4 protein-coding genes are annotated in these 16,926 nt (G+C 62.3%); all 4 read right to left on the reverse strand.

Annotation, left to right across the window (positions count from 1 at the left end; genetic code table 11):
* Positions 1-20: 20 nt before the first annotated feature.
* The 4 genes from AC07VV_RS06040 to gspE all read right to left on the reverse strand — a co-directional run bounded on the left by AC07VV_RS06040 (position 21) and on the right by gspE (position 16,783).
* The gene (locus AC07VV_RS06040; protein ID WP_495035649.1) at positions 21-12,515 is read right to left on the reverse strand and encodes a filamentous hemagglutinin family protein; all 12,495 of its coding nucleotides are present in this window, start codon (positions 12,513-12,515) and stop codon (positions 21-23) included.
* A gap of 192 nt (positions 12,516-12,707) precedes the next feature.
* Positions 12,708-13,817 (reverse strand): substrate-binding domain-containing protein, encoded by a 1,110-nt coding sequence (locus tag AC07VV_RS06045; protein ID WP_102621803.1) that lies wholly within the window; start codon positions 13,815-13,817, stop codon positions 12,708-12,710.
* A gap of 348 nt (positions 13,818-14,165) precedes the next feature.
* Complete coding sequence (gene gspF / locus AC07VV_RS06050; RefSeq protein WP_495035650.1) at positions 14,166-15,377, reverse strand: type II secretion system inner membrane protein GspF; 1,212 nt, start codon at positions 15,375-15,377, stop codon at positions 14,166-14,168.
* The gene (gspE, locus tag AC07VV_RS06055; protein ID WP_085646839.1) at positions 15,377-16,783 is read right to left on the reverse strand and encodes a type II secretion system ATPase GspE; all 1,407 of its coding nucleotides are present in this window, start codon (positions 16,781-16,783) and stop codon (positions 15,377-15,379) included. The genes gspF and gspE overlap by 1 nt, the downstream gene beginning before the upstream one ends.
* Positions 16,784-16,926 lie beyond the last annotated feature (143 nt).

The raw sequence follows: 16,926 nt of genomic DNA on the forward strand, positions 1-16,926 counted from the left end.
GCGTACTACACGAGAGTCCTTTACAACGTCAGCTGCCCCCGCTCCTCCTCCGTCAGCTGCTGTTTCGCCTGTTCATCCAGCGCCCCGGCGCCCAGTACCTGCACCGGGCTGTTGGGGTTGTAACCCGGTGTCGGTGCACGGCTCGCGCCGTCGCGGGTCGGGGCCAGTTGTTCGTTGCCGAAGCTCAGTACCTGCACGGTGAACACCGAGGCCTGGTTCTGCCGTGACGCGGCTTGCTGTTGACGGGCGACGTCTTCCGCTGCCTGGGTCGCCGACGACGCAGCCGAGCTGGCCGAGGTGATCGCCCCGGTGTTGACCGCCGAAACCACCGGCACACCGGTTGCCTTGCCCTGCACCGCAATGTTGGCGGCATTGACCACCGTCAGCGCGGCGATGTTGACGTTGCCCGAGACGCGAATCCCCGCCTCGCCCGCATCGATGGTGCCCAGCGGCGCAATCAGGTCGATGTCCCCCGGTGCCACTTCGGCAATCGGGTTGAGCGTGGCGATACCGGCGCCGGTGCTCGGCACCGATGGCGACAGGGTCACGTTGCCCCAGGTGTCGTACACGCGTTTCGGCGGGGTGTAGACCACGGTGGTTTTCGAGCCGCGACCGGCGTTGATGTCGCCCTCGGCGGACCAGCCGAGGATCGAGCCACCAAACGTGGTCATGATCCGGCTCTGCCCCAGCAGAATGCTGCCCTGGGAGTAGAGCTGAATGTTGCCCGAGCCCTGGGTGATGATGCCCGCCGTGGATGGCGGCGCCGCGCCCTCGATGCCGAACACCTGACCACCACCCGGCGTAAGCATCTGGATATCGCCGCCGAACAGCGTCTTGACCCCGGAGCCACCGTAAAGAGTGATGTCGCCGTCATAACGGATCGGGTTGCCGGCCACATCGGTGGTCGGGAACAACGAGGCAATGGCATTACGACCGCGCAGATAACTACCTTTGCGTGGACCATCGGCGTCGTTGTATTCCAGGCCACCGGCGCGCAATTCGGCGAAGTACACCTGGCGGGCGAAGATCGCCTGCTCGGCACTTGGCAACGCGGCGAAGAAGGCTTGCGCCTGTTCGGCATTACCGTTGAAGCCGTAGCCGAGGGTCAGCCAGCTCTGCAGTTCGTCGAGGTAGGTTTTGACCACCTTGCCCGGTTGACCACTGAGGGGCACATCAGGATTGGCAAGGTTCTGCGAGTTCAGGTAATGCGCAATGAACCGCGAATAATCCACGCCCTGCGCGCCCGCACCCGCCTGCATGACCACACTGGCGCCAGGCCGGTTATCCCCGGCCACTAGCGGCCCGATGCTGCTGATGCCGGCACGATCCTCCATCAGGATGTTGCGCCCGGCACTCATATCCAGCAGACCAGGACCGGCGATGTCGAAGCTGCTGTAGAGGATGTCGCGGCCGGCGGAAACCCGTGACACGTCATGCGCACTGTTGTGTATGAACAGGTTGCCCGAAGAACTGATGGCTTCGTTATTCCCCATTTCCTTCGGCGCCCTTGTCGGCTGGCCCAGATTGGCACCCGACGCCACGATATCGCGCCCCGCCAGCATCCATACCGGTGCTGCCGCTTCGTACCAGGTGCGCAGTGTGGTTGCAAAAGACAGGGTTTCGCCGCTGCGCACACCCACCAGATCACCGGTCAATGCATAAAAACGAGCCGGTGCCTGTACGCCGCTCAATCCCGAGTAGGTGTCGGCACCAAAAGCGAACAATGGATAACGCGAGTTCAGGCGCGGTGCTATGCCATCGTTGCTGTAGTTACTCGTTGTCGGCCTGCTGTCGGTGTATTGCGCATACCCCGTGAACGCAGGGGCAAACGGCGTTGCAATGGCCAACAGGCTGGCGCCGGACTGATTGATCGCGTAGCCACCGGCGTAGATCGAGTCACCGGCCAGCATTTCCAGTTGCCCCGCCCTTGAAGGCGCCAGCAAGAGTGAATAGTTCGTTGCGGCAGGCGTCCCGTTTTCACTGAACGTGGCCGAAGCACCGGCATAGATGGAACCTTGCCCTGCCACGGCACGCAAAATCGACGGATACACGAAGCGTCCGTCAGTGGGGGACGTGTTGAGATTCGGGACAGTCCCCTGCGAGTCGGTTTCGGCCAATTGGGTACTTGGCGTCAGGTTGCCCCCCGCCGAAAACAGGTCGATAGCCGTGTGATCGGTCCACAACGAGAAAGCCGACAAGCCGCCTCCTGCGTGAACAACACCGTTTGCATCCGTGAACGGCGTGGAGTTCTGCAGTTGGACCCGCCCAGGGTCGGCTGCGCCACCGAGGACCAGATCACCACGGGTGCTCAAGCGCATGCCCGAGTCGCCGGGTATCAGCACCAGCCCACCGGAAGCACTGCCCAGAGTCGAGGTAAACGGATCGAAAGCCCGGGTTTCGCGCGGGTCCTGATAGGTTGCGTAAGCACCATACTGCAGCTTGATCGCACCCGATGCGCCAGCCGACATTTGTGCCGCTCCGCGCAGGTTGATCAACGCACCCTGCAAATCGTGGCGTGGCGTGGCAGTACCGGTTTGCCCGGCACGTGCCTGCAATGACGGGTTCAGCATGCCGCCAATGCGAATGTCCATGTCGCCGCCACCGGTCAATTGCAGGCTGCCATCACTGCCCACTCGCCCGGTACTGCCCACTGCAACGATCAGACCCTGACTGCGTGGGTTGGTCACGCTGTCGCCCAGCGGCTTGAGCATACCGGCATCGCCTCCGACTCGCAGGCTGACGTTGCCGCCGCCGAGTGCGCCGAAACCGGTAAAACCCACCAGGTAAGGGGCGGTATCACTGCCCGCACCAGGCAGCGGCTGGGTAGCATAGCTGCCGAAGTTGATCCACCACGCCGTCGGCACATTGCTGTTGCCCGTGCCCTGACGCCAGAGCCAGTTGCCCACCGATGCGCTGGCCACCTGCTCTCGATAGACCGCCGTGTTGCTCGGCCCACGACGTCCGACCGCATCACCGGACACCGAGCCGCCGGCATTGATCGTCAGGTTGCCACCCAATGTCGGGTACCAGGCCTGATAAAGACTTTCGGTACCGCCATTGCCCCATTTTTCGTAGTCCGCCCCTTTACTGCCCAGCACCGAGTTGTCGTCGGTCAAACGTCCACGTGGCTGGTTATATCGCTGATCGATGTCGCTGGACTGAGTGCCGGCCGTGTACACACCGTAAGGTGAATCCATGCTCAGGTTGCCGGCCGCCAACAGATCGAGATCGCCGGTACCGGTGCGCAGCACGCTGAACATTTGCGAGTGAGTGGTGACAGCGATGCCACCCTTGTTCGGCATGCAGCCACCCGGATCGATGTCGCACCAGTACAGATCCTCTTCACTGATCGGTGTACCCGGCTCCTTGCCCAACCAGTTGCCTTCGGCCCACAGGAACTTGGCGGGAGCGACACAGTCCGCCGGATTTTCATCGCAGAAATGCAGATCGGCATCGGTCACGACCGAACCGGCCGGGCGGTTCTTGGAGTTGCCTTCAGCCCATTTGGTGTCGAGCTTTTTCTCGGTCACTTTCAACCCGTAATGGGTATCCGCCAGACGCAGATTGCCGTCCGCCGTCAGCGGCTTCAACGCACGGCTGTCGGCGGACCCAAGGTCGGCGCCGGCCACTACGCGCATCGACCACGACGTGCTGCCCGGTGCCAGCATGCTCGCGATGGCCCAGTTGCTGCCCTGCTGCGTTGTGCTTGAGTAACCGCGCAGCTCAATGAATGCAGTGCCATCGGCAAGCACGACGTCGGTCATGGACGGAATCAGCGAGCCGCGCAACAACGCCAGCGGGCCGCGCAATTTAACGCCCACAGCGTTGTTATCCGCCCCGATCGCACGAGGCAGCGGCACATCTTTTGGCCAGAGCATGGCAAGCAGGCTGGTGGCATCGTTCAATCGAGTGCCAGCCCCCAGCCGACTGCCTGCCGGCAATGTCACGCGGTCATTGAGCAAGGTGCCGGCGGCGTACAACAGGTTGCCCGATGCATCATGCACGGCGCCTGACAATACCGTGCCGGCGCTGATCGTATAGGCGTTGACCAGAACGCCTTCGGTCGGCAGCAACGTACCGCCCGCCAGCGTGGCCGCTTGAATCGGCAAGTCGTAATTGAGCGTGGTGCCCGCCGGAAACAGAGTGCCTTCGGCCAGAGTCACGCCGCTGCCCGGTACAATCAGGTCGCCGCCAAACGGCTGGACACCCGGCAGCAGTTTCCAGCCAGCATCATCGACGGTTTCCAGGGGCTTGGCGAAACCGTCGTTGATGCTGCCGTAGATATCCAGATTGCCGCCGGCACGAATCACCAGGCTGCCGGACTCACCAGAGCCATAGACCGGCGTCTTCTGCGAATTCGGGTTGAGGCTGGCGTAGCGGTAATGCGACAGGTCGACATCACCTTCTACCACCAGATCGCCATCGGCCGTCTTGCTGACGATCTCGACACCGGGTCGCAGATGGAACGCATCGGCGTAGGACGCATTGTTGAGCCCGGCGAGCTTGCGTTGCAGCAGATCATTGTTGGCCAGCGCCGCATCGATGAACGTGGTGTTGTCACCGTCGATACGAACGAACATGGCCTGATCGATCACCTGATACGGCCGGCCGCTGGCGGCCGGATCGATACCATCGCGGGCATCCGCGTAACGTCGCACGCCATTGAGGCCGATGGAGCGCGCCCCTTCAATGGTCAGCGTACCGCTGGCATCAATGGCGATATCACCGACGCCAAGCCGTGGCGCGTTCAACTCCAGCGTACCGCGCGGCATCCCGTCGTTTTGCCCTGGCAGCTTGCCATTGACTGCATCGGTGCCATGACGCAGATCGATCCGTGCACCGGAGGCCAGTGTGAGCAAGCCATCACCGGAATTGAGTTCGACCATGGCGCGGTTCGGCGCGTCGATGATCTTGCCGTAGCTGTCGACCCGCAACACACGACCATGGGCATCGAGCACGGCATTACCGGAGAGGGTCAGGCCGTTTTTGCCGGACAGGCGAATGCTGCCGACCCGCTCACCACTGGCATCGACACGACCGCCAATGGTGAGGCTGCCATTGTCCACCACCACATTGACTTCGCCGGCCTTGAGCCCGTCGCCGATCAGCAGGTCACCCTGTTTGAACTGGAAGCTGCGACTGCCGAACACCTGCCCGGCGTTCAAGCGCTGATTGAGTGCGGCGAACTGTTCATTCAAATCGCCACCCAGCCGTTGCGCACGGATGTCCACACCGGCGGCCTTGTACGGCACCAGCGTACCGCCGGCATCGTAATAGCCGCTGCTGGCACCGAGGATTTCACCTTGCAGATCGACCTCCCCCGCATTCACCGCCAGTGCCACAGCACTGAGATTGCCGGCCTGATTGTTCTGCGCCGACAAGTCGATACGTGAGCCCGCCGCCTGGCGAATGTTGCCGTTGTGGCTATAGAGCGACACGTCTCCGCCCCAGCTGTATTTCTTCACGTCATTGAACGGCAAGGTGCGCCCGGCCAGATCCAGTTGCGCGTTGCCGGTCAGGCTCAGGTCGCCTTCTGCCTTGACCTGCAGCTTGCCGCTGGCCAGCACGATACGGCCGTCGAGTACGACGTTGCGCGCTTCAAGACTCAGCTCTGCGCCCAGCGCATCGGCCAATGCAGCGCCACCGGTACCGGTGAGCGTCAAATTGTTGCCCGCCTTCAATGCGTTGACCGATGCTGCTTCGCCCGTCAGCAACGGCGTCAGCAGCGTAAGGTTGCCGCCGCTGTAGGTGTAGCCCTTGGCCGGGTCATACGCGCCCTGTTCCTGGTACACCGACAGGCTGCCTTTGTGGTTGGCGGTAATGCGCTCACTGGCCGTGAGATTGACGTTGGCGAAACCCAACGCCAGGCGATCGTTCTGATCCAGTCCACTCGGTTGCGGACTTGGCCCATAGCCCAATTCGATCCGCTGCGCCTGGATGTCGAGGGTCCCGTGACCGCTGCCGGCCCCGCCCTTGACCACTGCACCCGGCTCTTGCGGGGCACCATTCCAGATCAGGTTGGCGGTACGGATGGTTGCGACATCCCGGGCATCACCCTGTCCGTAGATCGCCGGTGTGGTCAGGATCAGGTTTTGCAAATTGCTGCGACCGGTTTGCGGGTCCAGCGTATCGAGCGAGACACTGCCGAAGAAGTTGAAGGCGTCACGGGCTGTCAGGCTCAAGGACTCCAGCGCCGGAGCACCGAATTGCGTATCGCCCCGCAGCAGACGATCAAGCACGTTCTGGCTCAGCGTGAGGCCGACTGGCACGCGCCCTTCTGCACCCGTCAGCGCCTGCGCATTACCGACATTGATCGCACCCACCGCAAGCCCCAGGTGGCGTGTGCCGAAACGCACCGCGGCGCTCAGCTCAAACTGATTGTCGGTCGCCGCGGTGATGCTCCCGTTGGAGTAAAGTATCGCCGGGTTGCTGCACGGCTCAAGCGAACAGCTGCCGATACGGATACTGCCCGCTCCATTGATACCCACGGCCTTCGCCGGTGCCAGCACGCTGTTCCAGCCATTGGAAACCAGCAGCAGGCTGGCATTGCCGGGGTCGTAGACAAACCCGTCGGTTGAATCGAACGGGGCGTCACCACGTCCCAGCGTGTTGATACCCGCGCCGGCCTCAAGGGTGATGGTGCCGTCGATCTTGCGAGTCCGCAGAACCACTTCCGGCGCAGAAAGCACGGCACCTTCGCGCACCGTGATGTTGTCGGAGCCGATGTTGTTGGCGAAGGTGACAATATTGCCCCCACTGCCGTAGTCCACCGTTGGCAAGGCGCCAATCGCCAGCCTCCCGGCATTCATTTGATTCAGGCTGTCGGCGTACAGCGAAATACCCGTGAAACCCTGTGTACGCTGTCGACCCGCACCCAACACCTCGATGGTGCCATCGACTGAACGCACAACGGCGGTACCCGCCACACCGCCCTCGGTCGGCTTGAACAGCACCTGTCCGTTGAAGTCCATGGCAATGTCACGGTCCCCGCCACTGTTGAAACGCAGCTCCAGCAACTTGCCATCCATCGGCGCCAGCGCCCGTGACACGCCCAGGCGCGCCGCATCGTTTTTGATGAACTGGGTGAAGCCGGTTTCGTTGTATTGCGAATAACGCCGCAGTACATCGGCCGAGGTCAGAATCAGCGCGCTGGAGAGACTGTCGCGTACACCGCTGTTGGCGATCGACATCTGCCCGTTGCTGGTCCATGAACCGTTGCGCATCTGCAACGCAGCACCGGTCTGCCCGCCCATGACCTGACCGTTGACCTCGACGCGAAATGCACCGGGCAACAAGGCGAATGTCGACGGCAGCAAGGTATAAGTGCCGGCCGCCAGCCCCGGCACACCGGCGGCGATGGTAATTTGCTGGCCGATACGCGGATCGACCGCCCCCGCCTCGGCGAGCACCGGCGCATAAACACTCTGATTACCCGGCACGATGGCATAAACCGGATTGCTCGCCAGCCCTGGCAGGCTGAAGGTGCCGTCATTGGCATTGCGTACCAACGGGTTGAAACGCGCATCGGTCGAACCGCCACGGCCGGAGACAAAGCCTGCGCCACGCAAGTCGCCGCCACCCGAAAGATCAATCACGGCACCTGGCGCGACGTCGATGTATTGCGACAGCAGGGTCACTCCCGTCGAAGCGCCGACAATCCCTTTGAGCGCTACAGGGCTGCCGTTGTAGCGATAGTCGATGCCATCGGTTGTACCGCCGTAAGGCATGACCAACCCGGAAGCGCTGACGGACGTGAGACTGCCGGGCAATAGCTGGACTTCACGGGTCAGCACTGACTTGGTGTTCTCGCCCAGCATGATCGAACCGAGCGGCGCCCGTAGCACACCACCTTGCTCGATGCGGCTGGCAGCGAGCGTCAGATTGCCGAACACCGAGTAAGGCAGCGCAGTCGGCGCCGCGCCGTTGGAGAGAATGCGCAGAGTACCTTCAGAGGGTGACGTCTCCTGCTGAAAACCGGCACGCACCCTGGCACTCGCCCCAGTCACCGGGTAGATCTGAGCCGCGCTGAGGCTCAAGTCACCCGCCGCCCAGAGTTCGGACTGTGTTCCAGTGGTGGAGGCAAGAAACCGCATGTCACCCGAACTGGCGAGAGAAACCTGGGCGAAGCCACGGCGACCAACCTGCCGGGCCGGGCCATTGAGTTGCGCAATCGAACCCGACGTACCGAATGACAGACTGTTGCCGATGTCCAGCAGGTTCGACGTGGCGACGAACTGCGCCGCCGACAGGTTCGGTGTTGGCGCATTCATGACCCTTGGGCGGATGACGGCGTTGGAGCTGTAATAGACGCCCGTGCCCAGCATTCGCAGGTAAGGCGCAGACAGATTGATTCGCGCGGTGCCTTTCGAGTTTTCGGCCAGCGACACGGCGCCGGCATACAGGCTCAAGCTCTGATTCAGATGCAGGTCGACATCGCCGTCGAAGGAAATCAAGCCGTTGCTCAACAGGCCAAGATGATCGAAACCGCCTGTCATCAATGCATCGGCACTCAGCCGCGTGCGACCGTAGACCAACTGCCGGTCTGCCTCACCGGGCTCAAGATCCGCCGGCAACAGCGGCTCGCCCTTACCCTGGCCAATGATCAGTTCCCTTGGCAGGCGTACCTCGTTGGTGGCCAGGTTGGGATTGTAGATCGGCGTTTCCAGTGCGATGTCCAGTCGACCACCGGCAGCACCTGCACCGCCCGCCGCCGCCCGCAGATCGCCGTCGATAAACAGGCCGTTGTAGGAACTCAGGGAAATCTTGCCGCCATCCGTGGCAACCGTGGTCGGCCCCTGACCGGCGATGTCCAGCACCGCCTGAGTGCCAGAAGCGTCAAGACGTGCACCGTTGCGCACGATGACATAAGCGTCGGCCGACGTGGCGGTGGCCTTCTTCGCATCGATTTCACCGCCGATGATGATGCTGCCACCCTTGCCGACCTGGCCATAGACGCGTCCCAGTGCATCGACTGCCGTGGTCGCGCGACCGGCCACATCCAGCACGGCGCGTTCGCCAATCCAGATCGAACGGTTATGGGCTTGATTGGCGGCTTCCAGGGCATTCTCGGCCGGATCGCTCAAGCCGAACTGCTGCTGGCGAATATCAAGGGTGCCGCCCCACGCGTTCAGTTCGCCATTCACCGTGATCTGCCCCGGCCCGCGCAGACCGATCCGTTGCCCGGGATCGACGCTGATGCGTGAACCCGCGCCAAGCGTCAACGCGGACTTGAGCGGATCGATCAGGCCGGCCTCGCTCGATCCAGCCTGCAACGACAGGCTGGCGCCACCTCGTTGAGTCAACACAGCCTTGGTCGGGTTTTCCTGGAACAGCGTCGGCGTCCACAACTCCAGTGCCGTCTGCGGATCGACGCCGCTGACCTGTTTCGACGCCGCTTCAGCGAAACGATAGACCGGCATCGTGACGTCGAGCACGCTGTTGTCGGCGACCTCCAGGCCGTTCAAACCAATAATGCTGTACGCCGAGAAGCCCTTGCCGAACAGGTTCGGTGCCAGTTGCAAGGTGCGTTCGGCCAGCGTCTGGTCGGTCTGCCCGATCATGACCTTGTTGGCCTGTACCAGCAGCGTGCCGCCCCCGGTGACACCGTATCCGCGCACATCACCATCAAGGATGAGCTGTGTGTTACCTGGCGCGGCGTTGGCGCTGGACTCCAGCGTCACACTGCCGCCCTTTCCGCCGCGAGTCTTGCCGTTCGCCAGCACAGCGGCGCCAGACGAAACATCCAGCAAGCTCCCGGCCTGGACGTCGATATCGCCACTGCTGCGGATCGAAATCAGGCCACCGTTCAAATACGCAAGGTGGCTGCCGTCATCCGGGTTGGTGCCCAGATTGCTCCACAGACCGCGCGTATCCAGTTGCACACCGTCAGCCACAGTGACGCGGGTTGCGTGCCCTGTCGCGGCAGAAATCTTCGTGTCAGCGACCTTGTTGAGCTGCAGCTGATTGAGCACGTTACCCAAACGCACACTGCCACCGCGGGCCGTGAGATCGGCATCGATCTGCACATCCGGCGCGTACAGCGTGATGTCGCCGCCGGCATCGACCTTGAGCGCATCGTTAACGTCGATCAGGTCTTTGGCAGACACTTTCAGAGCGCCCAGCCTGAAACCGTTGAGTTGATCGGCATCGAGAAACAGTTTGCCTTTGCGCGCCTCGGACACTGAAGCGAGCAGATTCTGGTCATTGCCATCGGCCGGTTTCTCACCGCCAATACGTACCTGGTCGAACGTTGGATTGAGGCCGTACAACAGGCCGCCAGCGGAGGCGACATAGGCCGGGTCATAACTGCCGACGATCAGTTGCGCACGCCGCGCCACGGCTGTCTGAGACTGTTCATAACCGTCCAGTACAGCACGCGGTGTCTGGGTCTGGCGCTCACCTTGATACACCTCGCCGAGCATTTGCCCGTTGAGCACGGCGCTGCTGGTCGCAATCACCAGTTGCCCGGCATCGCGGCCCACGGTGTAGCCCGACTCGACACGTTTGGTCGGCGCGATCAGCGGGCTGTAGTAATAATTCGTCTGGCCCCAGCGCTTGCTGCTGTCCTCGTAGCCTTTGTACAAACCGCTGTAAAGAATATCTCCCGGCGCTCGAGAGATTTCATACAGACGCCCGTCGGCACCGCGCAGCCAGCTCTGGCGAATCTCGCCGCTCTGTACATCCAGCGTACCGCCGGACAGATTGATCAACGAACCTTGCTCGGTGACCACATCATTGCCGGCGAAACTGACCCGGCCGCCTTGCGCCATCCACTCACCGATGCTGTGGTTCTGCGTGCCCAGATAGCCGCCGACTTCGAGCAAGCCGCCGGCGGTGTACCAGCGGTCCGTGGCATAGCCGTTGGTGCCGGCGGGGACATACACCAGTTCGCGCACATCGACCCACACGTCATTGCTGTTCAGCGCACCGCTCTCGCGGTTGACCGACGCATCACGCTGCTCGTTGCCCTGTACGTTGATTTTGATGTTGTTGGATTCCATCGCGACTTTTACGCCGATGGCGCCGGACACATCGATCATCGCGCCGTCACGCACCAGGCTGCGACGCCCTGCCGTCACGGCGACCTGACCGCCTGTGGCAAGCGTGATCGAGCCGTTCTGGAACTCGACGCTGCCGCCGCTCTGCACCTCGATACGCGACTGGTCGCCGCGCACCTTGTTGTTGGCGTTGACACCGGTCAGCGCGGCTTTGTGCTGACTGTCGAGTGCCGTCAGATCGCTGCTGTCGAGCATGATCGCCGTGGCGCTGCCCTGCCCCAGGGTGACGCTGCCGTTGGTGTCGGTGGCCGGGTTGAGCAAGTGGATGGTGCCGCGCGTTGCCACCGAAGTGCTGGCCAGCAGCACACCGTTTTGCTGCACCTCATGGCCGGTCAGGGTGATGTCGCCCGTGGCGGCCTGAATCAAACCGCTGTTGCTGACCTTGCCGGCACTGCTGCCAGCCTTGAAGCCCGGAACGACTTCACTGCCGAACGTCGTGGAGAAGCCGTTGCCTTCGGTACCCGAGCCTTTGCGGATATAGAAACGATCGCCGGCGCCGAGCACGGTCTGGCCTTTGGCGGTGTTGATACTGCCGTCGTTCTGCACCTCGTTGCCCAGCAGCAAGGCATAGCCGCCGGCATCGGTGGACGTCGCGGGCGCGTGGGTTGCAATCGCTGCGCCGCGCTCTACCAGTACCTTGCCGGCAGCGTCGGTAAAGGTCGGCTGACTGGCGTTGCTGTCGAAGTACAAGCCGCGGTCACGGAACTGGATGTCGGTGATATTGGCGGCAGCGGCCACCAGGTTACGCACGTTGACCTGGCTGCTGCCGCTGAACACGATGCCGTTGCGGTTGATCAGCATCACCGTGCCGTCGCCCTTTATCTGCCCCTGAATCTGACTGGCGCGTGCGCTCGGATCATTGACCCGGTTGAGCACTGCCCAATTCGATTGCTGGGCAAACTCGACCGTGGTGTTGCGGCCGACGTTGAAGGTTTCCCAGTTGAGAATCGCCTTGTCGGCGGTCTGTTCGATCTTCACCGTAGTCTTGCCATCGGCCTGGGACTGCTGCGGGCCTTTGGCATTCTGCCAACCCTGGGCAAGGCTGTTATCGACCTTCAACCCGCCCTCGCCCAGACCATCCGGCACAAACTGCACCGTACCCAACGCCGCCGAGCGCCCGGCAGCCTGAGCCGCTTGCTGCGCGGCAATCGCGGCCACGGTGTTGTTCAACGTCTGAATCGAACGTTGCAATTGCTGATTGGCTTTCTGTTGCTGCGCCAATGGCGGCGTCATTCCCGGTAACCCACCGGTGCCGGGCCTTGCAGCGGCGGCTTGCTGGGCGGCGCCCTTGGCGGCAAACCAGCCCGAGCTGAACGCCGTTTGCGCGTGCGCACTGCCTGCCACCAGACACAACGCCACCGCCTGAGCCAGCGGCTTGAGCAGCCACAATGCCGGGTCCATGGCATCACGCTTGAAGGACTGGACGTGGGTACGACGACGGGATGGGCGAGCGAGCATCACTACGAGATCCTTTTAAGAGCTGCAGGTCGGCAACCACCTGCTGTTAGGACATAGGCGGTTGGCAAGGGGCACGACCGAACGGATGTCACACAAACTTCATGTTGGGGGAGTAATTGCGCGCGGTTCCGGCAAAAAAAATGGCAGCCCCAAAAGGGGCTGCCATTCAAACCGCTGACTTGAAGTGAAACCTTACAGAGGACGGCCAACAGTGTTGCAGACGCTGGCGTTGTTGATGTCCAGGTTGTTGCCGGTGGAGTTGGTGATGAAGTTGGCGGTCACAGCGTTTTTCCAGTTGGTCGGAACCACGCTGAAGCCGTGAGCCACGGTCGCAACGGTGTTGCCTGGAACGCTGTAGTGAGTGGTCAGGAAGGCCTTCACGTCAGCAGCCACGGATGCATCCTTGTAGCACTGGCCGAAGATGAAGTTGGTGTAGGCAGCAATTGGGTAACCGGTGGCTGGGTTGGCAACAACCGGAGCCCACTGAGCTGGATCAGCCGGGTTGACTGGCAGTGTGGCCGAAGACAATGCGGTAGTGACGTTTGCGGTGGTCGGCTGAACACCGTTGACGCGCGAAACGACGGCATTGCTGTTGGCATTCACGCCATCCGGACCCACGTAGCCGATGGAACCGTCAACAGCGTTCACGGCAGCAGCGACGTCAGAGGTGTTAACCACGCCTACGAAAGTGGTTGGCAGTGGAGTGCCGGCTGGTTTCAGGGTGTTGGCGAACGTGGTGGTGACGGCGAACTTGGTTGGGCAAACCGCGTTCAGGTGGCGAGTGAGGATTTCCGAAGTGCCGCTGGAAGTGGAGCGATACACAACGCGAATCGGGGTGGCGTCAGAGTTGTTCAGCAGGTCGCCCCACTTGGTGGCAGTGCCCGAGAACACGTCGCACAGCTGAGCGCTGGTCAGGTTCAGAGCGGTCTGGCCGGTCTTTTTGTAAGGAATGGCAACCGAAGTGGCGACCGAAGGCAGTTGGATCAGCGGGCCGTAAGTGGTGCTGTAAGCGGTGTTGTAGTTACCGATTTCGGTAGCGCTGAGCACCGAGTCGCTGCCAGCGAAGTGAACCGTACCAGTGGTTTTGAACTGCGTCGAATCGTTGGTCAGGAAAGCCACTTTACCCACGCCGCTGCCTGTGCCCAGGTAGCTGAAGTTGGCTGGCAGGATGCTGTTGGCAGAGCCTTTGTACAGAGCGGCAGGCAGAGTCGCGCCACCACCGGTTACGTTGGCGGCCATGGCCTGGGCGGAAGCCAGGGCAGCGACGGTCAGGGAAGCTGCGATCAGAGTGCGCTTGAACATGAAGAATCTCCTTTTCAACGTTGGTTGTGAACACAGGTTTTCAGGGGACTTGCATGACACTGGGAGGACTCACCGCTGACCTTCGCAAGCGGGGTCCGTGGTTAAGTCGCACTGAGAAATTCGCAGTTTCCGGTGACAGATAAAGGAAAAAACCTCGGGAGGTGCAGGCTGATTTACGAGGGATTTTCTCGGGTGTTCTGCTGGTTATCCGGAGTGTCTAAGACAAGCTTTTCGAGGGAATCGGCCACAGCCCTTGAAGGGCCGTTGCAGATGACAGAAAGGAGAACCCGAGGATGCTGTTTTTTGCGCTCGGGTGAGAGCTGGCGCCGCTGAAAAAAGATGAGAAAACTACTGCACGAGTTGGTTGATCTCGATGATCGGCAGCAGCACCGCCATCACAATCACCAACACCACCCCGCCCATCACCACGATCATCAACGGCTCCAGCAACGCGGTCATGCCCATCGCCCGGCGCTCGATATCACGAGACAGGGTTTGCGCCGCACGCTCAAGCATCGGTGGCAGCGCACCGGTTTTCTCGCCGCTGGCGATCAGGTGAATCAGCACCGGCGGGAACACGTTCTCCACTTTCAGCGCGGCCGCCAGGTTGACGCCCTCTCGCACCTTGGCGGTGGCCTCATTCACACTCAGGCTCAGACGATCATTGGACAAGGTCTGCCGCGCCGCCTCCAGCGCGCGCAACAACGGCACCCCGGCGCCGCCGAGAATCGCCAGCGTCGAGGCGAACCGTGCGGTGTTCAGCCCCAGCACAAACCGCCCGATCAGTGGCAACTTCAGCACCCGATGATGCCAACTCAAGCGCGCCGCCGGGTTGCGCAAATACAGGCGCCAGCTCCAGAACGCACCGGCCATGACGCCTGCGCACAACCAGCCCCAGGCACGGATGAAATCACTGGCATTGAGCATCGCCAGCGTCAGCCCCGGCAGATCCTGCCGCGCCTGGGAAAACGCGCTGACTACCTGCGGCACCACGTAGCTGAGCAGGAAAATCACGATGCCGATCGACACCAGCCCGACCACACCCGGATAGATGAACGCGGTAAGAATCTTGCCGCGCAGGTTGTTGCGCTCCTCGATGTAATCCGCCAGCCGCTCCATCACCTGCGCCAGATCACCGGACTCCTCGCCCGCCGCAATCAGTGCCCGGTAGATTTCCGGAAAATCCCGTGGCCGCGCCGCCAGCGCTTCCGCCAGGCGCATGCCGCTGCGCACGTCGGCGCGTACGGCGCTGAGGGTGTGGGCGATGTGTTTTTTCTCGGCCTGTTCGACCGTGGCACTCAGCGCAGCCTCCAGCGGCAGACTGGCGCCGAGCAGGCTCGACAGTTGCCGTGTGGCCCAGGCCAGATCGTTATCCGACATCCTGGCGCTGAACATTCCACCGCCGCCGTGCTGGGAGACGTTGCTTTCCTTCTCCACCGACAACGCCGTCAAACCACGACCGCGCAGCGCGCCAAACGCGGCACCCTGACTTTCCGCTTCCAGATGCCCGGATTCGATCTTGCCGCTGGCATCGGCGGCTTCAAAACGATAGCGATTCATCAGGCGTCCCGTGTCACACGAAGGATTTCTTCCGGCGCCGTGGCACCGCTGCGAATCCAGCGCTCGCCGTCCTCGCGCAGGCTGAACATCCCGGCCTTGCTCGCCGCTGCACGCAAGGCCTGCTCCCCTGCCCCTTGGTGTATCAGGGTGCGGATGTCGTCATCGATGCAGAACAATTCATGAATGCCGGTTCGGCCGCTGTAACCGGTGTGATTGCACGCCGCACAACCCACCGGACGCCAGGTGCCGGGCGTGGCCGGGTCTTCCTGTTTGCACTGATTGCACAGACGTCGTACCAACCGCTGGGCCAGAACGCCGAGCATCGACGAGGCCAGCAAAAACGGCTCGACGCCCATGTCGACCAAGCGGTTGACCGCCGACACCGCGTCGTTGGTGTGCAGGGTCGCGAGCACCAGGTGACCGGTCAACGAAGCCTGCACCGCGATCTGCGCGGTTTCGAGGTCGCGGATCTCGCCGATCATGATGATGTCCGGGTCTTGCCGCAAAATCGCCCGCAAGGCCAGGGCGAAGGTCATGTCGATCTTGGCGTTGACCTGAATCTGGCTGATGCCCGGCAAGTCGTATTCCACCGGATCTTCCACGGTGAGGATGTTGCTGGTGCTCGCATCGAGCCGCGCCAGTGCCGCATACAAACTCGTCGTTTTGCCGCTACCGGTCGGGCCGGTGACCAGCACGATGCCGTGGGGCTGGCGGATCAGGTGATCGAGTTTGGCCAGCACCTGCGCATCCATGCCCAACGTTTCCAGATGCAAACGCCCGGCCTGTTTGTCCAGCAGACGCATCACCACCCGTTCGCCGTGACCGGTGGGCACAGTGGAGACGCGAATATCAATCGGCCGCCCGGCCACGCGCAACGCAATGCGCCCGTCCTGCGGCAAGCGTTTTTCGGCGATGTCGAGCTGCGCCATGATCTTGATCCGCGACACCAGCGCACCGTGCAACGCCTTGCGCGGCGAGACCACGTCGCGCAGCGTACCGTCGACCCGGTAGCGCACCACCGAATGGGTTTCGAACGGTTCGATGTGAATGTCGCTGGCCTCATCCCGCGCCGCTTGCGTGAGCAAGGCGTTGATCATGCGGATAACTGGCGCGCCGTCCTGGGTGTCGAGCAGGTCGGTGATTTCCGGCATGTCCTGCATCAGGCGGTCGAGGTCGACTTCGTTTTCCGCCGCGCCAACCACCGCCGCCGCGCTGCCAGTGTCGGCGTAGGCTGTGGCGAGCAAGCCGTCGAGTTCGTCATCGCGCACCCGCTCAAGCCTGGCCGCGCCGAACTGTCGGCGCACCTCGCTGATCGACCAGCCCGGTGTCGACGGGCACACCGTCAGCACGCCGTCGCGCAGCAGAATCCGCTGCGCCTTGGCCCAGGCGTAAGGCAATGCACTCATCTCATGCCCTCCCGAGTGTTGCTCCTGACCTCTGTGGCGAGGGAGCTTGCTCCCGCTCGGGTGCGAAGCGCCCGCAAACCCAGCATGCAAGGTGTGTCTGGAACAATGGGGCGGCAGTTTCTGGGTCTGCTGCGCAGCCCAGC

The organism is Pseudomonas sp. GW821-FHT02C04 (assembly GCF_059421845.1).

What these genes read in the sequence shown, in the direction of transcription:
- AC07VV_RS06045 (WP_102621803.1), bottom strand. Translation starts at nt 13,817, where the DNA reads ATGTTCAAGCGCACTCTGATCGCAGCTTCCCTGACCGTCGCTGCCCTG.
- gspE (WP_085646839.1), bottom strand. Translation starts at nt 16,783, where the DNA reads ATGAGTGCATTGCCTTACGCCTGGGCCAAGGCGCAGCGGATTCTGCTG.
- gspF (WP_495035650.1), bottom strand. Translation starts at nt 15,377, where the DNA reads ATGAATCGCTATCGTTTTGAAGCCGCCGATGCCAGCGGCAAGATCGAA.
- AC07VV_RS06040 (WP_495035649.1), bottom strand. Translation starts at nt 12,515, where the DNA reads ATGCTCGCTCGCCCATCCCGTCGTCGTACCCACGTCCAGTCCTTCAAG.